The following is a 23,775-nucleotide window of genomic DNA, read 5'->3' as shown; positions in this document are numbered from 1 at the left end:
GGGTCACTCCTTCCGGCCGCGCAGGCCCCGGCTTCCTTGGATCATCAATTCCACGTGATCGTTCATTTGCTTCGCGATTTTCCGCCCCTTGGCCGTCAGCGCGTAGTACTTGCGCGCGGGGCCCCCGGAGGATTCCTCCAGCCGCGTCGTCACGAGGCCCTGCAGCCGCAGGCGGGAGAGCAGGGGATAGAGCGTGCCCTCGGTCACCCCGAGGCCGGCGGTATCCACCAGCGAATTCACCAGGTCATACCCGTAGCGCTCCTCGCCCTCGAGCGCGTTGAGCACGCACAGTTCCAGGAACCCCTTCCGGGCCTGCACGATCCAGTTTTCAAAGTAATCCATGATGCACGATCCCATTTGTCATGCTACCTTGTATAATAAGGTACATGGCTATGCAAGTCAATAGCGGGGCTGCTTTTTTTCCGGGAGGGAGCCGGAGGGTGTCACGGCCGTCCCGGCCGTGACACTCATTCCGCCGCGGCCCGGACGCGGTAGAAGCGGGTGTCGGCCCCGCTGACCGTGCCGGTGAAATACACGGGGCCGTCGGCCCGATGCAGGTTTGTCCAGCCGGGCAGGGGCGTCCAGGCATTGGAAACCAAGCCGGTCGAAGTTTCCAATGATTGGAAATAATTCCGGGACGCGAACCAGTGGAAGCTCATCTCTCCATTCGCCGCGCGCGCGTCCCGCAGGCGGGGAGGCTCCAACTCCACCGGCGCGGTGTTCGTCGGGTTGTCCGCATAGGCCACCCGCTGCCCGTTGCCCGCGAGCGCCTGGTGGAGCCGGCCTGTGATCGCGCCCGCCGTCGAGTCGTACAGAACGGTGTTCGTGCCTTCCTCGAAGCGCCAGCAGGCGACCAGGTCCGGGTGTTCCGATGGATCGAGCACGCGGGCGGCGACGTTCGTCAGCTCTTCCGCCGAAAGTGCCCGGCTCCAGATCCGGAATTCGTCGAGGTAGCCGTGAAACGAGGGATACTCGGTCCCCGCATCGTGTTTCTCGGCGCCGAGGACCAGGAATGGGTCGGAATTCGTCCAGGCCGTGTCGCGCCCGTCGCGGTAGCTCAAGTCGCCGCCCGGTCCGGTGCCCTCGGCGTCGAGCGCGCCGTCCACGTAGATGCGCATCAGGCCGCTGGTCCGCACCCGCGTGACCGCCACGTGGCGCCACGCGCCGCCGGAGAAGTCGTTGGGGCCGACGATGGTCTCGCCCCAGTCGCCGTTGTGCGCGCCGAACGCCAGGACGCGGGCCGCGCCGCCGGCCGAGCCCAGCGCCACACCGTAATCCCCGTAATCGCCGCCGCCGTAGATGTCCCGGTCCACGACCACGTTCCCGGTGATCCAGCCGTCCCCGTTGGCGCCCTCGTTGACCGTTCCGTCGTTGCCGGGGTCCGCCCTCATCCAGAACTCTACGGTGAAGTCGTCGCCGACGTCGGCCGCGGTGGGCGGGTCGAGGGGAAGCTTGGCCCGGTCCACCTGGCCCGTGCCCGTTCCGAAAAACCGGACGGCATGGCGCGAGCCCCGCGCGGGCTCGGCCCACGCCGCCACGGCGGTGAGGAACGCCAGGGACCCAAGGAAGAGTTTCATGGCTGGCCGAAAGATAACGTCAAAAGGGCCCATGTCCAGCGGCGCGGCCGATTTCCATTGAATGCCCTTCCCGCCGGGGGTATAGCATCCGGCGATACGCGGAAGGAAGGATCCCATGCGCTTGGATTATCGTTTCGGAATAGTGGCCGCGTGTGTGGCCTGGTGGTTCGGGGCCGCGTCCGCGGGGGCCGGCGAGATGCGGACGTGGACCAGCGCGGGCGGCTCGACGATGCAGGCGGAGTTCGTCGAGCAGAAGCTGGACCAGGTGATCCTGCGCAACGCGGAAGGCAAACCCATCCAGATACAGATGAACCGGTTGAGCCGGGAGGACCAGATCTACATCGGCTCGCTGCGGGCCGCGGCGGTTCCGGCGGCGCCCGGCGCTCCGGCGGAGGCGGCCATTCCTCCCGCGATCGAGGCCCTCTTCGGCACGCGCCTGGTGAATGCCAAGGGGCAGCGGGTCTCGCCGGCGGTTCTCGATGGGAAAAAGATCGGCATCTACTTCTCCGCGCACTGGTGCCCGCCCTGCCGCGCGTTCACGCCCCAGCTCGTCACCGTCTACAACGAGCTCCAGAAGGCGGGCAAGCCGTTCGAGATCGTCTTCGTGTCCAGCGACCAGACCGAGGCGGACATGTACCGCTACATGAAGGAAATGGAGATGCCCTGGACCGCGGTCCGCTTCCCCGACAAGAACCGGGACGAGCTCAAGAAGAAGTTCAACGTCCAGGGCATCCCGACCCTCGTGATCGTCGATTCCGCCGGCAAGACGATCTCCGCCAACGCGCGCAGCGATGTGGCGAACAAGGGCGCCGCGGCCTTCGACGCGTGGTGAGTTCCGGCTCGCGGGGCCGCTCGCCCTCCAAGGGCGTGCTCAACGCGGACGGCGGCCGCCGCGGCGCGGGCCGCCGCCCCGCCGGGGGCCGAACGAGCGGCCCGGCCGCTCGGGCCGGCGCGAGGAATACTTCGGCTCCCGGGCCTCGTAGAGCGGGGGCGGGAGCTTCAGCCAGTCGTCCTCCGGGTGCGTGCAGGACAGGGTGCGCCCGATGAACTTCTCGACCTGCGGCAGGTAGTGCCCGTCGTCCTCGTCCGCAAAGCAGATCGAGATGCCGCTGGCGCCCGCGCGGCCCGTGCGCCCGATGCGGTGGACGTAATCCTCGGGGTCCATCGGCAGGTTATAATTGATCACATGGCTGATTCCCTCGACGTGCAGCCCGCGGCCCGCGACGTCGGTGGCGACGACCACGCGGATCTTGCCCGCGCGGAAATCCTCGAGCACCCGCAGCCGCTTGCGCTGGTCCACCGCGCCCGTGAGCAGGGCGCAGTCGATGCCGTAGCGCTTCAGGTTCTCCATCAGCCGCTCGGAATGGTCCCGCCGGTTGGCGAACACGAGCACGCGCGTGGCGTTCTCGCGGTTCAGGATGTTGTAGAGCAGCGCGAACTTGTCGCGGAGCGTGACGATATAGACCCGCTGGTCCACGGTGTCCACGGCCACCTGCTCCGGCGCGATCTCGATGTGGACCGGGTCGGTGGTCCACTGCGAGGCCAGCCGCGTGACCTCGGGCGTCAGGGTGGCGGAGAAGAACAGGGTCTGCCGCTCGCTCTTGGGCGGCGTGCTGTGGACGATCGTGCGGACGTCGGGGATGAATCCCATGTCCAGCATCCGGTCGGCCTCGTCGATGACGAGAACCTCGACCTGGTCGAGATGGATGTCGCCGCGCCGTTTGAAGTCCAGGAGGCGTCCGGGCGTGGCGGCGACCAGGTCCACGGGCCCGCCGGTCAGTTCGCGGCGCTGCTTGTCGTAATCCATGCCGCCGTAGACGGCGAGGACGCGCAAGGGCAGGTAGCGGGCCAGTTCGCGGGCGTCCTTCTCGATCTGGATCACCAGTTCACGCGTCGGGGCGATGACCAGGGCGCGCGGCGTGCCCTTGGGCCGGGGGGGCTTTGCCGGGTGACGCAGGAACCGGGTGAACACGGCAATCAGGAAGGCGGCGGTCTTTCCCGTGCCCGTCTGGGCCCGGCCGAAGGCGTCCTTGCCGGAGAGGGTGGGCGGGAGGATGGCCGCCTGGATGGGCGTGCAATATTTGAAGTCCAGGTCGGCGATGGCGTGCAGGATTTCCACGGGCAGGTCGAGGTCCTGGAACCGGGTCTTCCCTTCGACCGGGGGGACCTCGAAGGAGGCCGGGTTCCAAGGAGCAGCCGGGGCCTGTCGTGCCGCGTGCGGTCGCGGTTCATGGGTCCGTTGATTCTGCTGATCCCGTTGTTTGGGCGGATGCCGCTCCGGGGCCTTATGATCCTTGGGGCGGTGCGGCGTCGTCGCAGCGTGCGCCGTCTCGGCCGGTTTCTTCTTCCTTCCCAGGAGGGAATGCAGGACGCGGCGAATGAGTTTGCGAACCATGGGCGGCCATCATGACAGCGGCAGCGCCCCGGGTCAAGCCGGGGTCCTGTGACAGCCGAGGTTCTTTTACACCCGTCGGCCGCCGCATGTTCGTTCGAAATGACTTTACAACCTGCGCTGCGGGAGTATATTCCATCGATAGTAATAATTACTATTGTAGCCCTTGTGAAATCAGGAACAGACAGCATGGAGTCGCGCGTGGAAGCGTTTGCCTCGGCCTGCCGGCACGAGGGCATCAAGGCCACGCACCAGAGGATGGAAGTGTACCGGGAACTGGCGCGCACCGGGGAGCATCCTGACGCCGAGACGCTGTGCCGCCGCGTGCGAAAACGGATGCCGTCCATCTCCCTCGACACCGTGTACCGGACCCTGCGGATGCTGGAAGACCGCGGCATTATCTCGCGCATGGGCACGATCCGGGAGCGGGCGCGGTTCGACGCCAACACGGAACGGCATCACCATTTCGTCTGCACGCGGTGCGGGCTTGTCGGCGATTTCTACTGCGAGACGCTGGACCGGTTCCCGCCGCCGGTCGAGGTGGGGGCGATGGGCCGGGTGGACTCCATCCACGTCGAACTGCGCGGCCTGTGCCTGGAGTGCCAGTCGAAGCGGAAAAAGCGCTAGGTTCTTTTTTGTCGCCTTTACATAGTAATGATAACTGACTAGTAATAATTACTGTTAATGGGCCCGAAAAGAGGGCCATCGGGGCGCTTCCCGGCGGACAGGCGCAGGGCGTTTTTTGCCTCGAAAATGCGGTGTCCGCAGGGTACGATGCCGGCGTGGGAAGGAGTCGCCCCGGGGGGGCGTTTCCGGTGTCGGGGTTCACTCGGAAGGAAAGGAAGGAAGAGGTATGGGCACGAAAGGCATTGAGATCGTGGATATGGACGTGAAAAAACTCGTCGGCCTGCTGAACAAGGCTTTCTCGGACGAGTGGCTGGCGTACTTCCAGTACTGGATCGGCGCCAAGGTGGTGAAGGGCCCGATGAAGGAGGCCGTCATCGCCGAACTCACCCAGCACGCGGCGGACGAACTGCGGCACGCGGACATGCTGTCTACGCGCATCATCCAACTGGGCGGCACCCCGATCGCCGAGCCGAAGGAATGGTACAAGCATTCCAACTGCGGCTACGACGCGCCGGATAATCCCTTTGTGAGGGAGATCCTGGAACAGAACATCAAGGGCGAGCAGTGCGCGATCATGACCTACAAGAAGCTGGTAAGCCTCACTGCGGTCAAGGATCCCGTGACCTACAACATCGTTCTCCAGATCCTGCAGGACGAAGTGGAGCACGAGGAAGACCTGCAGGCAGAGATGGAAGACCTCGAAACCATGTTGAGCAGACACGGGAAAAAGTAACAGAAAGGAACAAGCAAGATGACGGAGCAATCCGCAACCAGCCTGCCCCTGATCGGGGAGAAAGCGCCGTCGTTCAAGGCCAAGACGACCCAGGGGGAAATCGATTTCCCCAAGTGCTACGAGGGTAAGTGGGTCGTGTTCTTCTCGCACCCGGCGGATTTCACGCCGGTGTGCACGACGGAGTTCATGACCTTCGCCTCGATGCAGACGGAGTTCGAGAAGCGCAACTGCAAGCTGCTGGGCCTGTCCATCGACAGCATCTATGCGCACATCGCGTGGCTGCGGACGATCAAGGAGAAGATCCAGTACAAGGACATGAAGGGCATCGAGGTCACCTTCCCGGTGATCGAGGACCTGAAGATGGAGGTCTCGAAGGCCTTCGGGATGCTGCAGCCGGGCGCGAGCAGCACGCAGGCCGTGCGCGCGGTGTTCATCATCGATCCCAAGGGCATCGTGCGGGCGATCCTGTACTACCCGCTCTCCAACGGCCGGAACATGGACGAGGTCATGCGCCTCCTGGTCGCGATGCAGACCTCCGACCAGCACGGCATCGCGACGCCGGCGAACTGGAAGCCGGGCGACGACGTCATCGTGCCGCCGCCGGGCTCCTGCGGCGTGGCCAAGGACCGCGTGGAGAAGCCGGGCGACGATGTGAAGTGCCTGGATTGGTTCATGTGCCTGAAGAAGTGCCCGAAATAAAGACGGCGTCGCGGAGCTTCGCCCTCCAGGCGCTTTGCATGGAGGAGCGAGCTCCCGCGAGCCCGCTGATTCAGTGCGGGTGCCGGTGCCGCAGGACATGCGGGCGCTCGAGGCCGTGGGCCAGCATGAGGGGCTCGTCGTCCAGGACCTGGACGGCGGGCCCTTCGGCTTTCACCAGCCCGCCGTCCAGCAGGATGACGCGGGCGCACACCTCGACTACGAGCTCCAGGTCGTGCGTGGCGATGATCTTCGTGTGCTCGAAGGATTTCAGGAGCTCCATCAGCCGCCGCCGGCCGCGCGGATCGAGATTGGAGGAAGGTTCGTCCATTACCAGCACGTCCGGCGACATCGCCAGCACACCCGCGATGGACACTGCGCGTTTCTCGCCCGCCGAAAGGCGGTAGGGCGGCTGGTCCGCTACGGGGCTCATGCCCACCCGCTCCAGCGCGGCGCGGGCCCGTTCGGCGGCGGCCTCCGGCGCGAGGCCGTGATTGAGCGGGCCGAACGCGACGTCCTCCAGGACAGTCGGCATGAACAGCTGGTCGTCCGGATCCTGGAACACCATGCCCACGGCCCGGCGGATCCGGGGCGCGGTGTCCCGGGTTACCGGGTCATCCCCGATCCGGATCTCGCCGCGCGACGGGAGCAGCGTGCCGTTGAGGTGCTGAAGCAGAGTGGACTTTCCCGCGCCGTTCGGCCCGACGAGGGCCACGGCCTCGCCGTGCGTGATCCGGAAGGAAACGCCCCGCAAGGCCTCGTGTCCGCCGGGATACGTGTAGTGGACGTCCCGCGCCTCGACGATGTGATGGCTCATCGAACTCCTCCGGTCAGCAGGCGGCCCGCCAGTTCGGGCAGGTTCCAGAAACGGGCGGCGGCGAAGAAGGCGATCCAGCCCGAGGTGAAGAGCGTGTCGCGCGCCGACCAGCGGGCCGCGTCCAGGGTGCGGATCTCGCCGTCGAAGCCCCGCGCGAGCATCGCGCCGTAGATCCGTTGGGCGCGGTCCATCGAACGCAGCAGGAGGTGGCCGACCAGCGACCCGTAGACCCGCAGGCCCGGCGCCCGGCCGTCAGCCATGCGCAGCGCCAGCCCCAGCCGCATCCGCCGGGCCTCGTCCGAGATGACGAAAAGATAACGGTAGAGAAACATCAGTTGGACGGCGAAGACGCGCGGCAGGCCCAGCCGCTCCAGGCCCGCGCAGAGCCGGTCCATGCCCGTGCAGGCGACGAGCGCCAGCGCCGCGCCGACGGTGAGCGCAAAGCGGACCAGGATGGAGGCGAACGACAGCCAGCCCGCGGCCACGACGAGCCCGCCGGGCAGCGGTACCGGTTGACGGTCGAGCAGGGGATTGAACAGGCCGATGAACAGCGCGAACGGCGCGGCGACCAGCAGCTTCTTCAGGATCAGCCGGCCGGGAATCCCGCCGCGGGCCAGCAGCGCGACGGGGTATAAAAAGTAGGGGGCCAGCGCGATGACCTCGTGCCGGGGGAACGACATCACGGCGACAATGAAGGCGAGCGTGACGAGTGCCTTCGCCCGGGCATCGAGCCGGTGGATCGGCGAGTCCAGACCGGCCAGTTCATCCATCCGCTGAACCGCGATGATCATGCAATAAGTCCTGTAGCTCCGGCGCTCCGCGCCGGAGACGCGCCGGAGAATTCCGCCGGCGGAGCGGCGGAACTACAGGCCACTTCCGTACACCCCGTTCAGGATGCCACGCGGCGCGGACGCAAAGCAAGCCCCGCCAACACAGCCACGCCCAGCACCAGCAGTCCGCCGACGAGACCGGATACCGACGTGCCCGCGCTGACCGCCGGCCAGGTTTCGGTTTCCGCTTCTTTCTCCGCGACCGCTACGGCGGCCTCCTTGAAGCCATAATCCGGCAGCATCGCCGTGCGTTCCTGCACCCGGGCCAGTTGATCGTGCAGCGCCGAGCCGCCGCCGACCTCCTCGCGGCCGCTGACGCGGGCGATGGACCATTCCAGTCCGTCCGGGTGCGACGAGGCGAACCAGCTCACCGCGCCGCCGATCACGACGGCGGCGAGCGCCAGGCCGGCCAGGGCCGGCTTGAGATTCGCCGGGCCGGCCTGCGGCCCGACCGCTTCCGGCCGCGCGCGCGCGACGAAGGCCACCACCGCCGCCGTCGCCAGGCCCTCCACGATGCCGATGGCCAGGTGAATGGGCGACATCAGCAGGACGAAGGAACCGAGCGGCAATTCGGAGATGCCGGAGGTGGTCGTTTCCAGCACGACGCTGAACGCGCCCAGTTGCAGGCCGATCACCGCGGCGAGCACGGCGGCCAGAGCCGGCCGGGTCCCGGAGCGGGCCGGGCCGGCCAGGGGCTTGTAGATGAACGGGTAGGCGATGAAGGCCGGATAGAAACCCAGGTTCCAGATGTTGCAGCCCAGCGCCAGCAGCCCGCCGTCCGCAAAGAACAGCGCCTGCACGGTCAGCACGGACGCGATGACCAGGAAGCCCGCGTACGGGCCGAGGAGGATCGCCAGGATCAGCCCGCCGCCGAGATGCCCGCTCGAACCCGTGCCCGGGATCGAAAAGTTGATCATCTGCGCGGCGAAGATGAACGCCCCCAGCACGCCCATCATCGGAACGAGCCGGTTATCCAGCGTCTGCCGGACCTTCCGCGCGCACCAGGCCAGCAGCCCGGCGCTCGCCGCCCACATCGTCCCGCCCACGGCGGGGGAAATCAACGCATCGGCCATGTGCATGCTATTTCTCCTTGCTTCCAAAAGCCCACGTCAGGCCCGCCGTCGTGGTGAAATCCGGCCCGTCGTCGCCGATCCGCGAGCCGGCGGCCAGGTCCAGGACCAGCGCGTCCGTGGCGCCGTAACGCAGCCCGAGATTGAACTGGCCGACGGTATCCGCGCCGCTCGAGGTCTCCCGCTCGGCGAAGATCTCGCCGACGGCTTGGACGGCTTCGGTGACCTGGTAGTCCGCCGCCACGCCGTAATGGAGCACGTCGTCGTCCGGGCCGCCGATCCAGGCATAGCCCAGGTTGACGTGGACGCCGGCTTTTTCACTCATAGCCCGCGAGATAATCCAGGTCAGGTCGAAGTCGGTTTGGCCGCTACCGAGGCCCTTGTCCTCGTCCGCCGTCGGCAGCTTCACCGAGGGGGCCAGGGCGTGCCGGGCGCCAAGCGGGCAGGCTTGAATGAACTGCCACTTCGCACCCAGCACCGTATCGCTGATTCCGGACTCGTCCTCGTCACCGGCCTCGACGGAGAGGGCGCCGAAGGCGATCCCGGCCTCGACGGAGGGGGCGACGCCGTAGGTCAGTCCCAGCGGCAGCTCCCAGGCCTTCACGGACCCCTCCTTGGCATAGGCGGCGCCTGCCTCCAGTTCGAAGATTTCCGGGTCCGCGGGATCGGCGTCGTCGATGGCGAGGGGGCGTCCGGCCCAGGCGGAAAGGGGCAGCAGCGCAACAGCCAACGGAACCAGTAACCGTTTCCAATTCATTCCGGGTCATCCTTTCCATCCGGCTTTTTCCGGCTGGCAGTTAATACGTATTATAAAAACGTAACACCAGCAACAATAAAAAATCGATTCGTCATGCTCGGTTGTTCAGGGGGCCGTAGCGGGCGTCGCTTGCGACGCCCGCGGGCGCCGACAAGCGGCGCCCCTACATGAGTGAAGTTCAGGAGAGGCGCCGGCCGGTCGTGCCGGCGGCGAGGGAGACGTGCTTGAGGCCCTTGACCGACTTGAGCCGCCGCACGATGGCCGCGATGTCCCGCGGGCGGCCGCGGACGGCGACGATCTCCAGGCAGTTGTCGTGGTCGAGGTGGATGTGCTGGGTCGAAATGATCGCGTCGTGGCAGTCGTGCTGGGCGTCGGTCAGCTTCCGGACGAGGTCGGGCTTGTGATGATCGTAGACCAGGACGATCGCTCCCGCGACCTCGCCGCCATGGTGCCACTCGTCCTCGACCAGGCTCTTCCGGATCAGGTCGCCGACGGCCTTGGAGCGGGTGGGGCACTTCTCGTGCTCGATCTGGGCGTCGAACTGCTCCAGCAACTCGTTGCTCAATGACACGCTGAACCGGGTGACCTTGGACATGGCGGCGTTCCTTTCGGCCAAATCTTAGCAAACCCTCCGGACCTGAAACAAGGCGCGGGAGGGCCGGGCTTGCCTGCCCGGGGCATAGTTCCGCCCCGGCCGGTTGTTGCTCTCAAGCAATGTGTGCTATGCTATAAACAAAAGGAGGCCGAGATGCACCTGGTGCGACTGACGTACGTGAGCCGGTTGGCGAGGGATTGCGGCGCGGACGAGCTGGGCAGGATCATGACCGTGTCCCGCCGGAATAACAGGAATCTCGGCGTGACGGGGGCCCTGTGCTACTCGCCGCGCGGGTTTCTTCAGATACTGGAAGGCCCGGCGGGCACGGTGAACGAACTCTACCGCCGCATTGTCCAGGACCGGCGCCACGTGGATTGCACGCTCGTGGAATACACGCCCATCCACCAGCGGGATTTCGAGCACTGGTCCATGGCGTATATCCGCGCGGATGAAATCGACACCGCCCTGTTGCGCAAGTACACCACGCGGCAAGCCTTCGATCCGTTCGAGATGATGCCCGGGCAGGCGCGGGCCTTTCTGCAGGCCGTGGCGAAGGAGCGGGCCGAGTTCCTTGCCCGCCAGCAGGCGGCCGTCCGCAAGCGCAAGGCCTGACGGGGGCGTCACGCTTCCGCGGCCAGCAGGGCCGCACCGAGCGCGCCGGTCAAGCGCGGGTCGGGGGCGACCCGGACCGGCCGCCCCAGGGCATCCGCCAGGGCCCGGTCCATCCCGGGGATCAGCGCGACGCCGCCGGTGAAGACGACCGGCTCATCCAACCGATGGCCCGCCATGGAGGCGACGCGTGAAGCCATGGCGTTCTGGACGCCCGCGACGATGTCCTCCGGCCGCTCGCCCGCGGAGAGCAGCCCGACGATCTCCGTCTCGGCAAACACCACGCACATGCTGCTGATGACGGAGGGCCTCTGCGCCCGGCCCGCCGCGGCGCCGAGCTCGTCGAGCGGCAGTTCCAGCCGCTCCGCGACAATCTCCAGGAATCGGCCCGTCCCCGCGGCGCACCGGTCGTTCATCATGAAATCCCGCACCCGCCCGTCGGCGTCGAGCCGGATGAGCTTGCTGTCCTGCCCGCCGATGTCGATCACGGTCCGAGCCTCGGCGACTTGGTGGCGCACGCCGCGGGCGTGGCAGGTGATCTCCGTCAAGGTCGTATCGGCCCACTCGATGGCGTTGCGTCCGTAGCCCGTGGCCACGGTCCGCGCGACATCGCCGGCGGCCATGCTGGCGCGGCGCAGCGCGTCTTGATGCGCATCCTTCGCCCTCTGCGCCTGCTGCACGCCCTGCTCGGCCTGCGCGGAGGCGAGGACCGCGCCCGTCCCGGCGTCCCACAGGACCACCTTGATCATGCGCGACCCCGCGTCTATGCCGGCCGTGATCATGCGCTGGTCCCGGAGCTTCTACGATACCGCGCCGTTTCGATCAATGCCTGAAGTCGGGAGCGGATCGTGGCTTCCAGCGCGTCGCTGACCGGCGGTATCTCGATCTCGGCCGCGGGCAGGTCCAACTGCTGCCGTACCGCTTCGCCGATGACCGCGCCCTCCAGCGCGCAGTGGCTGGCCCCCGGGATGCGGGCGATCACCACGGCCTCCGCCCCGAAGGCGCGCGCGTCGCAGGCGATCCGGGCCGCCCGGTCGACGGCCGGGCCCGCCATCGGATCGGCCAGCGCCATGCGGGCCAGCGCCTCCAGGGGCGGCCGGTCCTCCGGGATTTCGTCCAGCGCGTGCGTGAAGAGATAGTCGGTTCCGCATACCCGGCCGCCGCACGCCTCGAGCAGGTTCATCGCTTTCAGGTCGGCGACCGGGTTGACCCAGAACACGCGGACGGCGTCGGCCGGGAGCACCCCGAGGCCCGCTGCCACCCGCCGGCGAGTCTCGTCCAGCAGGCCGGCGAGCACGCGCCGTGTCTCGGCGCGGTCGGAGCAGAAGTGAAGCGCCAGCATCTCGGCAACCAGCAATTCGAGGGCTGGCAGCGGCGCGCGAGGCGTGGTGAAAGAAATCGCCCGCAGTTTCGCCAGAAGCCGGCGGATGCGGTTGGCCTCGTGGATACCCTCCGCCAGTTGCTCATTGGTCAACGGCTTGCCCGCCAGGTCGCCGAGCGCCGCGGCCACGCGGGCCAGTTCCCCGCGGACGAAGTCCAGCAGCGGGCGCGGGGCCGCAAAACCGCCCGGGAGGGCGACAGCCTCTTCCCCCTCCTCCGGGCGCCGGCGGTGGGGGATTTCCCACCACAGGATCGGGTGGCCGAGGCCGTTCAGCCGTTGCGCGATGGCGGAGAAATCGTCGCAGGTGGCGCCGACACTGCACGTCAGCAGGTCGGGCAAGGGAAAGTGCGCCCCGGTCACGAACGCCCCGAGCATCGCGCGCACGGGGCAGAACGATTCGTCCACGCCCAGCCGGTCCGCGATCTTCAGCAGGGGCGTCTGCGCCATCTTGAAGCACGGCAGCCACCAGGCACCGTCGGGATAGAACGCCGCGAGCCGCGGGGAGGAGTAGGCCATGACGGGAACTGTGCCGAGGTCCTTCATGGCGCCGACAAGCTTCACGCCCGCCGCCCGCGCCGCGGCGAGCCGGTCCTCCTCGGTCAGCAGGAAGTTCCAGAGGTCCAGCGCCGCCGCGGAGTCATCGAACCGCAGGTCGCGTAGGCGCAGGTCGCCCTGTTCCGCGTGGCGGCGGAGCGGGCCGCCGTAAGGGGGTTCCGGGTGGCCCAGTCTTTTCAGTTCGAGGTAGCGCGCGTCCCACTGGTCGAGCGTCAGCTTGGCCGGCGGGGTCATCGCAGGGCCTCCAGCAGCGCCTCGAGGCGCGAGGCGGCATGCGCCGATGGCGGCGTGCCATCGAGAAGAATATCCGCGAAGGGGAGGGCCAGCCACTCCCGGAGGCGCGCGGCCTCGGCGTGCCACAGGTCGCACCACAGGTGGCGGACCAGAACGATGCCGCGCGCGCCGGAGCGGACGATTTCCTTCTTGAGCCAGGTGAACAGGCGCGAATTCGGGCGCTGAAAGATATCCGGGATGCCGGTGAAATAGGTCGCCGCCAGTTCGGCGAAGGGCGCCTCCCGCAGCCGGCGCTGATCGAAGGGCGGCGGCAGGCCGCGTTCCCCGCCCTCGGTCCCGTCCAGCACGACGGTTCCGCCCCGCGCCTCGACCAGGTCAAGAAGCCCAAGGGCTTCCGCCGGCAGCGGACCGCCGAGAAGCGCGATGGGTATTCCGGCCACCGGTGGGCATGGCGCGGGATTCGCGATGGCGCCAGCCCGGTGGAACCGGATCATGGCTTCCGCCGCGGCCCGGCCGCCAAGCACACCGAGCCTGGCCCGAAGGCTCCGGCGGCGCGCTTCGTAATTTGCCATGACGTCGGCCAGCCGTGCGTCGGAGGGCGGGACGCCGCCGAGCCGGACCAGGAAACGGCCCAGTCGCCCCAGTTCGTCGCGGTAGAGTGAGAGCGCGGCCGGGGTTTGCCAGGTATGGGCGACATTGAGCAGGAACGGTCGGGGAGTTGCGCCCTCGCGCAGCTGTTCGGGCATCCGTCGCATCTGGTCGCAGGTTGTGCAGAAGACCGCGCCGTCGGCGCCGGCCGCCTGCGCGGCCGACAGGAAGGCCATCGCGTACGGGCAGGTGCCCGTCACGGTAGCTCGGTGGTCCGAGGCGCCCGGCGTCAATCGGCAAGGAGTCAGCCCGTGCGCCACGATCCACTCGGGGGGCACGAAAGGGGAACTGTAGGCGATTAGCGGCATCCGCGCGAAGCCGGCCGCGGCCGGGCGGTTTCAAAAAGGGCTTGGACCCGCACGGCGATCCGGGCGGAGTCGGACGGGGAGTAGTCGGTCTCGATGCGCAGGTACGGCAGGCCCAGTTCCTCGGTCACGAGACGGCGGACGTGGTGCGTCTCGACGTCGTAGGTCAGGCAGGCCTGCCAGACCAGTTCGATCACGCATTGCACCCGGTACTCCGCCGCGAGCCGGCGCAGCGAGTCGAGGCGGCCCGCGTTCGGCGTCATGACGGAGCAGGGGAGGTGCAGGTACTTCTCTGCCAGCGCGCGCAGGATGTCCGGCGCGTCCGGGTTCGCGTCGTCGAGGATCGGCTTCAGCCCGGTGCAGTTCTCCTGGCAGACGACCAGGCCGCCGTGCCCCTCGATCAGGTCCATCACCCGCTCCGCGCCGTGCGGCAGGGGTACGCCGGTCAGCAGCACGCGGACGCGGCCGCCGGCGGGCGGGTCTAACTTCCGGCCCGGCAGTTCGCTCAAGGCCCGCTCGTACTGCTCCAGGTCGGCCGGGATGCAGGCGATCAGGCTTTTCATGTCCAGCAGTTCGCGGCCCGTGAGCGGCGGTTCGTCGGCCTTCATCAGGGCGGCGAGGTCGCGCTTCCGTTTTCGCTCGCGGTTCATCCGGCGCGTCTCCTCGCGAAGGCGGTCGTCGGTGACGCGGACCCCGAAGCGGTGCTCCAGTACCCGGCGCAGCTTGAGGAACTCCGCCGTCCAACGGTCCAGCGCGTCGGGCTCGTCCGGCTTCTGCGGCAGTTCGAGCAGGTGGAGCGGCCGGGTTTGCGCCATCAGCTCGAACATCTTCTTCTTCCCGTCGCAGGTGGTCTCCGCGACGATCAGGTCTGCCAATTCCAAAAACGGGTTGGCCTTTTCCAGGTGGAAGCCGAACGTGGATTTCACCAGCGGGCAGAGGTTCGCGGGCAGGATTCTCTCCGCCGGAGCGATCATCTCCTCGAAGCCGCCGCACAGGCAGACCGGCATGGCGCCGGCGGCCAGGATCAGCTCGCGCGGGGCGTATTCGCAGGCGATGCCGACGAGTTTCCGGCCGACGGCCTTCTGCTCCTTCGCATAGGCAAGGTTGTGGGACACCATGTCCTTGAACCAGCGGACCGGGGCGGGCGGGGCCGCCTCGCGCACCGGCGTCGGCACGGCCGGCGGCGCGCAGGGATCGGTTTCGCGGGGTTGGGCATTCGGGTTTCCGCAGCAGGCCATGGGCGCTCCTCCGTCGTGGCGATCAGGTCTTCCGGGCGACGAACCGGCCCTGGGCGATCTTGCCCGCGTGGGCCAGCTGCTGCATGAACAGCATTTCGGCCCCGACCGCCTGCAGGACGTTCAGGTCGTTGCCGAGCAGGCGCAGGGCGTCGGAGGTCAGCTGCATGTTGACCATGTTGAGATACAGGTCCACGTGCGGCGCGAACTGCTTGGTGTCCTCCGCGACGAGCATCTCGGCCCTGGCCTTCCGGAGCAGCTGGCGGTAACCCTCGAGGTCCTGGATGCTGGGGAACTTCATAAAAGTCATGAACCGCTGTGCCTCGGCGTCGGACAGCCCGGCCGGCCCCTCGATCCAATCCGTGAAGGCGATCGTGCCGCCCCGGCGCACGAGGCGCACGGCCTCGGCGATCAGCGCCGCCTTGTCCACGACGTAGCACCACGCATCCTCGCCCCAGACGAAGTCCGCCTCGCCGTCCGGCAGGCCGGTCAGGCAGACGCCGGCCTGGACGAACCGGACCCGGTCGTCCAGGCCCGCTGCCGCGCACCGGTCGCGGCCCTGGTCGAGGACCTTGGGCGTGGCGTCCACGCCGGTCATGAAGGCCGCCTGGCGGAACTGGAGCAGGAAGCGCATGCCCGCCCCGTTGCAGCAGCACAGGTCCACCCCGCGCAGGCCGGGCTGGAGGCCGGCCCGGTCCGCCAGCGCCATCGAGGACGCGAAGCCCCCGATATGAATCTGCTGCCCCATGATCAATTCCCAGAGATCGCCCTCCGCGCCGCCGTAGACCTGCTGCACCTGCGCCAGTCCGACTCCATCCAGCTTTTTCATGTTTCTCCTTCCGCCGAGGCCGCGTTCCGGCGCGGTCCCGCGAGCTTCACGACTTTCCGACCGTCCGAAAAAAGCGCCGCACGGCCGAACGGGCCCGGGCCAGCGGGCCGATCTTTCCGATTTCCAGCGCCGTGCGCAACTCCACGTAGAAGTGCGACAGGGCTCGCAGCATGGTCTTGAACAGCTCGTCGCGCCCCTCGGTCTTTCCCCGGCAGACGTGGTGGTGGCTTCCGATGGCTGCGGACTGGACGGGCACGAGCAGCTGGATCCGGGCGAGGTCGTGCTCGCTCATGTCTTTTCCCGTGGACTCGATTTGCATGGCCGCGGCGCGGACGTCGTGCCGGTCCCGCGCGTACTCCTCGTAGCGCAGGGCGATGAGCTTGTCCCAGTCCGCGATGAACCGCTCCTCGACGCTCATTTCCTTTAACTGGTCGAGGTAAGCCCGGGGGAGGCGATCCTTGATCCCGCCGAGGTGGTCGCGCACCTCGTCGGACAGGCGCAGGTCCGGCGCCTCGAGCACGAGCATGATCATAACGAGGAAGGCCAGCACCAGCTCGTTGAAGATGCGGTCCTGCTCCTCCTGCGAAATCGTCCCGAACTCCGCGAGTGCCCGGAAGCGCTTGTCCTGGAACAGGTGGAACGCCGCATGGGAGGCCGCCTGCGACAGACGGGCCGCGGTGGCCTGCGCCATTTCTTCGAGGGTCTTGAATTCGGGCCCGCTCATCCTTCGAGTCCGGCGGGATATTGACGGGCGCCGGCCTGACTCTCAATCCTTCTTTTACTTTCCCCGCGGCGCGCGAGATCAGCGCAAGGTCGTGAACCAGCGGCCGAAGCGGGGCCGATAGTGCCGGTCGGGATCGAACGACACGACCACCGCGCTCGCCCGCCCGACGATCGCGCGTCTCTCCACGAACCCGAAATACCGGGAATCCGCGCTGTTGTCGCGGTTGTCGCCCAGCACCAGGTACCGGCCCTCGGGAACGGCGACCGGTCCGAACGAGCGCAAGGCGGGCGTTCCCGGGATGGCCATGACGGTGTGGTCCAACCCGCCCAGGCACTCGCGGGCCAGTTCGCCCTCGGCGCGCTCGGCGGCGGACAGGAACGCGCCGGTTCTCTCGTCCGCCCGCTCGTATGGCACGGATTCCCCGTTGATGATTAGCCGGTTATTCCGAAGCTCGATGACGTCGCCCGGCAACCCGATCACCCGCTTGACCAGGCGCGTACCGTCCCGCGGGGAATTGAACACGACGATATCCCCGCGTGCGGGTTGTCCCCATTCCGCGAGGTGCCGCGTGGTCAGCGGCACCTTCAGGTCATAGGCCAGCTTGTTCACCAGGATGCGTTCGCATTCCAGGATCGTCGGTTTCATGGAGCCGGAAGGGACATGGTTCCAGTCCGCGATGGAGGAGCGGAAGGGGATCATGATCCCCAGAACGAGGGCGAGATCGCGGCCCCAGGCTTTCCATATCCGGTCGGTTCGGTTCATGCAAAGGCGGCGTAAGGTAGTCACACGGTTTCTCCGGGATCGGGCGGTCAGTACATCCAGATCGGGGTCCAGCCGACCGGATATGAGTCCGGCAGGCCCATGCGGGCCGGTGTATCGTTGGCCTGGTATCCCGCGTTGGCGATCGCGCCTTCGAGGTTCTTCAACGCGAGTTGGTTCGTGTCGTACGTCACGCGGACGGTATGGGCCGCCGGGTCGGGTGTGACGCGCAACGGATCATCGCCCGTGCGCGCCCGGGCGATGGCGCCGACCACGCGGTGTGCGTCCACACCGGTCTTCATGGCGGGAATCGAGATCGCCGCGGCATGCCGGTCGGGCCAGGCCTGAAGCCAGCCGCGGGGCGTGGGCATGGCCGTCGCCGGCCAGTGCCGCACCTCGACGATCCGCGCCTCGTAGCCGATCTCGCGGAGACAGCGCAGGATGTGCTGCTGGTACTCCCGGGAGAGCAACCGGGATCCCTCGTAGTAGAACAGCGTGCCCTTCTCCGCGCAGATGTCGTACCCGTGCTGGAGCGTCGCGCGGCCGACGACCTCATTGAGCGCCGCGTTGGTCACGATCCGCACGTCCCGCTCGGTCTGCATACCGGGTACCTTGATCTCGACCGTACGTTGAGGCTGGCGCACGCAGGAGGCGCCAAGAACCGCCGTCAGACCGAGTAATCCCGCCAGAATCCCGGAGCGAAGTTTCATGATGGATTCCCTTCCCGGCCTATTGGACACCTCCGCCCGGCGTCCGTTCAGCCCGAGGTCCTCCATCTGTACCCCGCCCGCAAGCGCCAGCTCGAAACCGATCACCCCACACGGATCGACTCAATGCAGTCCGGCTTGTCATCGGGGGCATCCTGGAGACCTGTCCCTCTGCCGCGAGACAAGCGGTGCGCAGGGGCCCTGGTGGGCGGATCCGATCAAGAGGCTGCTGCCCTCCGGAGAATCATTAGATTGTATGCCGTCCTGTTGCCTATCTCATATTGACCTCCCGCGTTATGGCGTGGCCTGTTGTTTGCCGAGTGTGGCCTTCCATCACTGGAAAGGAGCGAGGCCTGCTGCATTCCACACTTTTTCCGGTACGAGTATCATGATGTTTACTGGGTGGCGGATGGACTCAAGTGCAGGGGTTGGCCGGGTAACAAAAGACCCCCGCGGCCTTGTGCCGCGGGTGAAGAAGTTCGGTGTCTATGGCGCGTCAACTGATGAACTCCTTCCCCTGCCGCACAAGGCGGCAGGGGCCGTGGCGAACTTGAGTCCATCAGCCACCCAGTTCATGTTTTTCTCGGCAGGGCCGACTTCATGCGGGCCATGGCCGACTTAAAAAGTCGGCTCTGTCTGGAGGAAGAACAGGGACACAGAAATTATGTCCAAGGTGGTCTCTATCCATTTCTTCCGGTTGCATCATGATGCGGTTGCATGAATAAAAAAGTAAGCCACCGAAACAGCCGTTTCCATGTCCCCAAGCTTCCCTGATTGAGCGTCTCGACCGGTTCGCCGCCGGTTGAGCAGGTGCGGGCGCGGTTCGGACCATCTCGTTGCCGGGGCGGCTACGTTCCGCGAGTTCCTTGCGCAGCAGCAGGCCGGGCGACGCAAGGCGCGCTGCGAGCCGGGGAAACCCGCTTGTTGTTCGTGTCGCCCGAGCGGCTGATGATGGAGGATTTCCTGGGCGACCTCACGCAACTGGCGGTGCGGCGGTTCGCCATCGACGAGGTCCATTGCATCAGCCCGTGGGGCCATGATTTCCGCCCGGAATACCGGCAACTGGCCGTCCTGCGGAAGCATTTCCCCGCGGCGAGCGCAAGCAGGCGCGGTGGGGCGAAGCGGTGTGCGCCGTCATTCGCACCCACCAGGCCGGCGGCTGACCCGGGAGCGGGATCAGTCGTAGCGGGTCTGCGGATCGGGATGCTGGAGCGACCGGCAACTGCCGTCGTTCATGATCACGCGCAGGTAGAGGTTGGGAGGATAGACCTCGATGTGCATGGTCCCGTAGTACCGCGGCCGTCCGTCCGCCTCGTTCGGCAGCTGGCGGTACATTTCGTCGAAGAACATGCCGTCCGCCGTAAACAGCGTGACCCGGCTGATGCGATCCTGATAGCTGACGGGAAAAACGAATTTCAGCGTGCCGCGCAGGTTGGCGGGGTTGCTGACGAAGCCGCCCCCGCCGTCGGTCAGGGGGAGTTGCTCGCAGCCGGTGCCGCTGAAGGTCTCCCCGTAGAACCGGCTGTTGTCGATGCCCCGCTGCTGGGCGTAGACCGTTTGCTCCGGCTTCAACAAGGCGTTGGTGGAGACGGGATCGGCCGGAAGGGCTTCTTCCTCGAGGACCTCGGACTCGGCTGCGGCTTGCGGGGCGGGTTCCTCCGCGGACTCCGAGGTGTTGGTGCTGGAAGCCAGGGTCCGCCCGTCGGCCTCGAAGGGTTCCTCCCCGGTGTCCAGTTCGCAGCCCGCGACGAGGGCGCCCAGCAAGGCCATGAAAGCGATTCCGCCGAGCCACCGGGAGGCCTCGATGTTCCGATCGCTACGTAATTTCCTGGCCCCGTCCGCGTGAATTTTATTTTTCATGCGCGGAAAATAGTGACGGAAGGCGCTGGTGTAAAGCGCGTAGAGAAATTTTTGCTGTCGGCCGCCGGGTCAGCCGACCACGCTGACCACGACGACGCGCGAGCGAGGCTCGACGTCGCATTCCAGGTGGAAAATCTGCTGCCACGTCCCGAGGCGCGGGCGGCCCTCGCTCACCGGCACCGTCAGCGAGGGGCCCAGCAGCGTCGCCTGCAGGTGCGAGTGCCCGTTGCCGTCGTGCCAGGCCTGCTCGTGCCCGTAGGCGCGGGAGGGCGGGATCAGCCGGTCGAGCAACTCCCCGATGTCCCGCTGCAACCCGGGCTCGAACTCGATCATGCCGACGCAAGCCGTGCTGCCGACGTTGAAGACGTGCGCGAGGCCGGTCCGCACCCCGGAGCGCGCGACCACGGCCGCGACGGCGTCTGTCAGGTCGTGGATGTCCCGGTGGCCTGCCGTCTCCAGGCGGATTTCCTCCTGGTGGGTCTTCATTCGCCCGAGAGCGCGGCGCGGACCCCGAGCGGATCGGCCGAGACGGCGTCGGGCTCCATCGCGATCTCCAGGTTCGTGACGCCCGGGTGCGTGATCCTGATCACGACCTGGGTCCCGACGCGGTCAAACGACGCCGGGTAGTTCACGCCGACGGGAAGCCACCCGGCGGGGCAGTAGATTTCGACCCGGTTCATGTTCGTCATGCGCCGGAAGAGCCGCTGCCCCTTCTCATTCACCCCGTAGGATGCCGGGTGCCGGTAGCGGTTCTCCAGCACGTACCGGTCGATGGCGAGGTCCTTGACCAGCGGGTTGACGACGTCCACGAACGGCCGCTCCGCGATCCGCAGGGTGGAGGCCAAGGCATCCTGCGTGGCGGAGTCGTAGGCGTGGTGGCTCGAGATGATCGTGTCCACGGCCGACGCGCCGATGCTGAACGTCGCGGAGGGCGAGAGGATCACCACGTCGAACGCGCCCATCTCCTCGCCCAGCCCGTAGACGACCACGGGGTGCGCGTTGATGGCCTCCTCGAACACGACGTTCATCAGGTCGCGGTACTGCGCCGCCGTGGACCCGGTCGCCGGCACCTTGCCGTCCCACGCGATGGGCTCGATCCGGTCGTCCGCCCCGAGGTCGGCGCCCTGCACGGCGACGCCGTTACGGTCGTAGAGGTTGCGGGCGAGCAGCGCCTTCGAGCCGGGATCCACGAGCACGGCCACCCGGTTGCCGATGAAGAGATTGTCCTGGACGGGCGGGATCATCTCGCCGCTCACGTGCACGCCGATGCCGTGGTCCGCGATCACGTTGCGCGCCACCAGCGGGTTGGAGCGGAGGATCAGCACGCCCTGGTTCGTCTGCGTGCCGACGATCGCGTTGTTCACCGCGACGCCGCTCCCGCCCTCGAACAGCACGGCGGCCTGGGCCTGTCCTTCCAGGCGGCACTCGAAGACGCCCATGAAGTGCCCGAGCGTCCGCACGCCGTGCTGGCCGCCGCGGATCGTGAAGCCGAGGATACCCGACCGGTTCTCGCCCATGACGCCCGGTGCGGCGTCCGGCACGTTCAGGATTGTCCGGTCGGCCCCGGCGCCCACGAGGAGGACGCCCTTCTTGAGCCGGACCGGCCCCTGGTATTCGCCCGCCGGAACCTCGATCACGCTGCCGGTCGCGCTGTTGACCAGCGCCTGCAGGCTCTGCTGGGCCTGCGCAGGAGCCGCCGCGATGCCAAGGAGAACCACCGCCGCCAGGAACGCTATCCGCTTACTCATGATACGCCTCCGGTCATTGAACTGAACTGTCGTGCAGTATACTCCATGTCCCGCCCCGCGTGAACCGGCAATTTGGCCCTTCTACAAGGCGCGTATTTCCTTCAGCCGCTCGATGATCGGCAGGTGTTGCGTGCAGCGCTCCTCGCACGCCCCGCACTCGGTGCACCGACCAGCGACCGCCTTGTCCAGACTCCACTGCCAGTGCAGCCGCTCCAGGATGGCCTTCTTCTCGCCCTCGAGGATGAGCATGTTGTAGGCGTCCATCATCCGGGGGATCGGGACGTCCGCGGGGCAGGGGAGGCAGTACTCGCAACCCGTGCACAGGCCGTCGAAGCTCTCCTCGAGGTTCCGCTCCACGCGGGCGATCTCCGCGTCGGTCCGCGGCGTGAACCCGTCCAGCGCGGCCAGCGCGCTGTCCACGTCCGCCTTGTCGCGGAAGCCGACCAGCGCGCAGGTGATCGCCGCGTGCGAGAGGTTGAACCGCAGGGCGGCGGTGACCACGTCCGGATCGTTCTCCGCGCGGATGAAATCGAAGCGCTTCGGGTGGGCGGGGATCAACCCGCCGGCGAGCGGGTTCATGGTCACCACGCCCAGGCCGGCCCGGGCCGAGGCCTCGAGGGCCGCTCGCCGGAAACGGAAGTTGGCGGCGTTAAAACCGAGCGTCACACCCTCGAAGATCCCCTCCGCGATCACCGCCGCCGTCTCGTCGCCGTCCATGTGCGACGAGAAGACCAGATGCTCGATCAGGCCTTCCTCCTTCGCCCGGAGCGCCTCCCGGACCGCCCCGCCCCGTTTCCGCGCCGTCCAGTCGGCGGGATTCATGAGGCACCAGACGTGGAAGAAATGGACCCGGTCCACGCCGAGCCGCTGCAGCGAGCGCTCGAGGCCCTTCCGGAACGCCGCGCCGTCGTCCTCGCCGCACTTGCTGGAGACGTAGAAGGTGCCGGGCTTCAGGTGGCGGATCGCGGCCCCGACGATCTCCTCGCTGCGGTCGCCGCAGTAGATCGGCGCGGTGTCGAAGTAGTTGACGCCCCGCGCGTGCGCGTGGAGCAGGGTCTCGGCTGCCCGGCCGATGTCCCGGTCGTTCTGCGGCGTCTCGAAGCGCATGCACCCGGCGCCGATGACCGAGAGGTGCTTGCCGGTCTGTCCGAACGGTCGGTAAAGCATGGGGCAAAGATAGGGCCGCCGCGCCTCTTCTTCAAGCCGCGCCACGACTTTCGGGTTGCCGTCCGGCGGCGTGCAGGTTAGAGCGTATCCCATGAAGAAGCTCGGCCTGGCATTGGGCGGCGGGGGCGCAAAGGGCTTGGCGCATATCCCCATGCTGGAGGTCCTTGACGAGCTGGGCCTGCGGCCGCACCGCATCGCGGGCACGAGCATCGGCGCGGTGGTCGGCGCCCTCTATGCCTCGGGCCTGTCCGGCGCCCGCATCCGGGAAGGCGCGCGGAAGATGGTCGTCAGCCGGCGCGACAGCTTGCGCGAGGCCCTTCGCAAGAAGGAGGCGCTCAAGTGGTTCGGCTTCCTGGACCTCGAGTTCGGGCGCCGCGGCCTGCTCAAGGGCGACAAGTTCATCGAGTTCCTTTACGGCAAGATGGGCGTCCGGACCTTCGAGGAGCTGAAGATCCCGCTGCGCGTCGTGGCCACGGATTTCAACACGGCGGAGCAGGTCCTGCTCGATTCCGGCAGCCTGCCGGACGCGATCAAGGCCAGCATGGGCCTGCCCGGCGTCTTTACGCCCGTCACGCGCGCGGGCCGCGTCCTGATCGACGGCGGCGGCGTCAACCCGGTGCCTTGGGACGTGCTGGACGACTGCGACTTCGTAGTGGCCGTCGACATCATGGGCGACCTGGATCCGGCCGGCCCGCCCGTCCCGAACCTCTTCCGCGCCGTGCTGGGCACGTTCGACATCATGCAAAAATCCATCATCGCGGAAAAACTCCGGCGCGCGCCGCCGGACCTGTACATCCGCCCGGCCATCCGCGGCGTGGACATCCTGGACTTTTATCGCGCCGAGGATGTTTTTGAGATGGCCGCGCCCGCGGCCCGGGAACTGAAGCAGGCGCTCCAGCGCCTCCTCTGATCGGCGCGGC

At 67.4% G+C, this 23,775-nt stretch carries 26 protein-coding genes; 6 read left to right on the top strand and 20 right to left on the bottom strand.

The genetic code is table 11. The annotated features are described in order from the left end of the window. Positions 1 to 3 precede the first annotated feature (3 nt). Both KA248_02655 and KA248_02650 read right to left on the bottom strand, forming a co-directional pair. Positions 4 to 345, bottom strand: a complete 342-nt coding sequence (locus tag KA248_02655; GenBank protein MBP7828800.1) for a PadR family transcriptional regulator — start codon at positions 343 to 345, stop codon at positions 4 to 6. Between the two features lie 122 nt (positions 346 to 467). After that, entirely contained in the window at positions 468 to 1,577 is a 1,110-nt protein-coding gene (locus KA248_02650; GenBank protein MBP7828799.1) for a LamG domain-containing protein, read from the bottom strand. 115 nt (positions 1,578 to 1,692) lie between these two features. Between KA248_02650 and KA248_02645 the strand changes: the two genes are divergently transcribed. Beyond that, the gene (locus KA248_02645; GenBank protein MBP7828798.1) at positions 1,693 to 2,409 is read left to right on the top strand and encodes a redoxin family protein; all 717 of its coding nucleotides are present in this window, start codon (positions 1,693 to 1,695) and stop codon (positions 2,407 to 2,409) included. Positions 2,410 to 2,448: 39 nt separating this feature from the next. Here the strand turns inward: KA248_02645 and rhlB are convergent, their stop codons facing one another. Continuing rightward, positions 2,449 to 3,972, bottom strand: a complete 1,524-nt coding sequence (rhlB, locus tag KA248_02640; protein MBP7828797.1) for an ATP-dependent RNA helicase RhlB — start codon at positions 3,970 to 3,972, stop codon at positions 2,449 to 2,451. Positions 3,973 to 4,137: 165 nt separating this feature from the next. Between rhlB and KA248_02635 the strand changes: the two genes are divergently transcribed. From KA248_02635 to KA248_02625, 3 genes are all read left to right on the top strand, one after another. Continuing rightward, positions 4,138 to 4,596 carry a transcriptional repressor gene (locus KA248_02635; protein ID MBP7828796.1) on the top strand — a complete coding sequence of 153 codons (459 nt, stop codon included), beginning with the start codon at positions 4,138 to 4,140 and terminating at the stop codon, positions 4,594 to 4,596. A 226-nt stretch (positions 4,597 to 4,822) separates the two neighbouring features. Further along, entirely contained in the window at positions 4,823 to 5,329 is a 507-nt protein-coding gene (locus KA248_02630) for a ferritin (GenBank protein MBP7828795.1), read from the top strand. Positions 5,330 to 5,347: 18 nt separating this feature from the next. Beyond that, positions 5,348 to 6,028, top strand: a complete 681-nt coding sequence (locus KA248_02625) for a peroxiredoxin (protein ID MBP7828794.1) — start codon at positions 5,348 to 5,350, stop codon at positions 6,026 to 6,028. Between the two features lie 70 nt (positions 6,029 to 6,098). Here KA248_02625 and KA248_02620 read toward each other — a convergent pair whose 3' ends face one another. The 5 genes from KA248_02620 to nikR all read right to left on the bottom strand — a co-directional run bounded on the left by KA248_02620 (position 6,099) and on the right by nikR (position 10,094). Then, positions 6,099 to 6,842, bottom strand: coding sequence for an ABC transporter ATP-binding protein (locus tag KA248_02620; protein ID MBP7828793.1), 744 nt, complete (start codon positions 6,840 to 6,842; stop codon positions 6,099 to 6,101). Next, positions 6,839 to 7,633, bottom strand: coding sequence for a cobalt ECF transporter T component CbiQ (gene cbiQ / locus KA248_02615; GenBank protein MBP7828792.1), 795 nt, complete (start codon positions 7,631 to 7,633; stop codon positions 6,839 to 6,841). Before cbiQ ends, KA248_02620 begins: the two co-directional genes overlap by 4 nt. Before the next feature lie 98 nt (positions 7,634 to 7,731). After that, positions 7,732 to 8,751: an energy-coupling factor ABC transporter permease gene (locus KA248_02610; protein MBP7828791.1), complete on the bottom strand. Its 1,020-nt coding sequence runs from the start codon at positions 8,749 to 8,751 to the stop codon at positions 7,732 to 7,734. Between the two features lies 1 nt (position 8,752). Further along, the gene (locus KA248_02605; protein ID MBP7828790.1) at positions 8,753 to 9,499 is read right to left on the bottom strand and encodes a transporter; all 747 of its coding nucleotides are present in this window, start codon (positions 9,497 to 9,499) and stop codon (positions 8,753 to 8,755) included. Positions 9,500 to 9,677: 178 nt separating this feature from the next. Then, positions 9,678 to 10,094: a nickel-responsive transcriptional regulator NikR gene (gene nikR, locus KA248_02600; protein MBP7828789.1), complete on the bottom strand. Its 417-nt coding sequence runs from the start codon at positions 10,092 to 10,094 to the stop codon at positions 9,678 to 9,680. A gap of 153 nt (positions 10,095 to 10,247) precedes the next feature. Here nikR and KA248_02595 point away from each other — a divergent pair, with 153 nt between their 5' ends. Continuing rightward, on the top strand, positions 10,248 to 10,706 hold the full coding sequence (locus tag KA248_02595; GenBank protein MBP7828788.1) for a BLUF domain-containing protein: 459 nt from the start codon (positions 10,248 to 10,250) through the stop codon (positions 10,704 to 10,706). Between the two features lie 8 nt (positions 10,707 to 10,714). On the opposite strand, the gene KA248_02590 is transcribed toward KA248_02595, so the two are convergent. The 12 genes from KA248_02590 to KA248_02535 all read right to left on the bottom strand — a co-directional run bounded on the left by KA248_02590 (position 10,715) and on the right by KA248_02535 (position 22,948). Then, on the bottom strand, positions 10,715 to 11,485 hold the full coding sequence (locus KA248_02590) for a rod shape-determining protein (GenBank protein MBP7828787.1): 771 nt from the start codon (positions 11,483 to 11,485) through the stop codon (positions 10,715 to 10,717). Further along, positions 11,482 to 12,873 carry a 2-hydroxyacyl-CoA dehydratase gene (locus tag KA248_02585; protein MBP7828786.1) on the bottom strand — a complete coding sequence of 464 codons (1,392 nt, stop codon included), beginning with the start codon at positions 12,871 to 12,873 and terminating at the stop codon, positions 11,482 to 11,484. Before KA248_02585 ends, KA248_02590 begins: the two co-directional genes overlap by 4 nt. Next, entirely contained in the window at positions 12,870 to 13,829 is a 960-nt protein-coding gene (locus tag KA248_02580; protein MBP7828785.1) for a 2-hydroxyacyl-CoA dehydratase, read from the bottom strand. The genes KA248_02585 and KA248_02580 overlap by 4 nt, the downstream gene beginning before the upstream one ends. Beyond that, a complete protein-coding gene (locus tag KA248_02575; GenBank protein ID MBP7828784.1) occupies positions 13,820 to 15,064 on the bottom strand; it encodes a 2-hydroxyacyl-CoA dehydratase in 1,245 nt (414 codons plus the stop codon). The genes KA248_02580 and KA248_02575 overlap by 10 nt, the downstream gene beginning before the upstream one ends. Positions 15,065 to 15,086: 22 nt before the next feature. After that, complete coding sequence (locus KA248_02570; GenBank protein ID MBP7828783.1) at positions 15,087 to 15,890, bottom strand: class I SAM-dependent methyltransferase; 804 nt, start codon at positions 15,888 to 15,890, stop codon at positions 15,087 to 15,089. 46 nt (positions 15,891 to 15,936) lie between these two features. Further along, a complete protein-coding gene (locus KA248_02565) occupies positions 15,937 to 16,614 on the bottom strand; it encodes a hypothetical protein (GenBank protein ID MBP7828782.1) in 678 nt (225 codons plus the stop codon). 78 nt (positions 16,615 to 16,692) lie between these two features. Beyond that, on the bottom strand, positions 16,693 to 17,376 hold the full coding sequence (gene lepB, locus KA248_02560; GenBank protein MBP7828781.1) for a signal peptidase I: 684 nt from the start codon (positions 17,374 to 17,376) through the stop codon (positions 16,693 to 16,695). A gap of 47 nt (positions 17,377 to 17,423) precedes the next feature. Next, complete coding sequence (locus KA248_02555; protein ID MBP7828780.1) at positions 17,424 to 18,083, bottom strand: heavy-metal-associated domain-containing protein; 660 nt, start codon at positions 18,081 to 18,083, stop codon at positions 17,424 to 17,426. A 1,173-nt stretch (positions 18,084 to 19,256) separates the two neighbouring features. Further along, positions 19,257 to 19,940 (bottom strand): hypothetical protein, encoded by a 684-nt coding sequence (locus tag KA248_02550; GenBank protein MBP7828779.1) that lies wholly within the window; start codon positions 19,938 to 19,940, stop codon positions 19,257 to 19,259. Positions 19,941 to 20,009: 69 nt separating this feature from the next. After that, on the bottom strand, positions 20,010 to 20,426 hold the full coding sequence (locus KA248_02545; protein MBP7828778.1) for a secondary thiamine-phosphate synthase enzyme YjbQ: 417 nt from the start codon (positions 20,424 to 20,426) through the stop codon (positions 20,010 to 20,012). Further along, positions 20,423 to 21,688 (bottom strand): hypothetical protein, encoded by a 1,266-nt coding sequence (locus tag KA248_02540; protein MBP7828777.1) that lies wholly within the window; start codon positions 21,686 to 21,688, stop codon positions 20,423 to 20,425. The genes KA248_02545 and KA248_02540 overlap by 4 nt, the downstream gene beginning before the upstream one ends. A gap of 81 nt (positions 21,689 to 21,769) precedes the next feature. Then, positions 21,770 to 22,948 (bottom strand): aldo/keto reductase, encoded by a 1,179-nt coding sequence (locus KA248_02535; GenBank protein MBP7828776.1) that lies wholly within the window; start codon positions 22,946 to 22,948, stop codon positions 21,770 to 21,772. Between KA248_02535 and KA248_02530 the strand changes: the two genes are divergently transcribed. After that, positions 22,947 to 23,765: a patatin-like phospholipase family protein gene (locus KA248_02530; GenBank protein MBP7828775.1), complete on the top strand. Its 819-nt coding sequence runs from the start codon at positions 22,947 to 22,949 to the stop codon at positions 23,763 to 23,765. The two genes, KA248_02535 and KA248_02530, sit on opposite strands and share 2 nt — an antisense overlap. Positions 23,766 to 23,775: the final 10 nt, after the last annotated feature.

The sequence above is a fragment of the Kiritimatiellia bacterium genome, from assembly GCA_018001225.1.
Taxonomy (GTDB): domain Bacteria; phylum Verrucomicrobiota; class Kiritimatiellia; order CAIQIC01; family JAGNIJ01; genus JAGNIJ01.
This window is presented reverse-complemented; position numbering and strand designations above follow the sequence as displayed.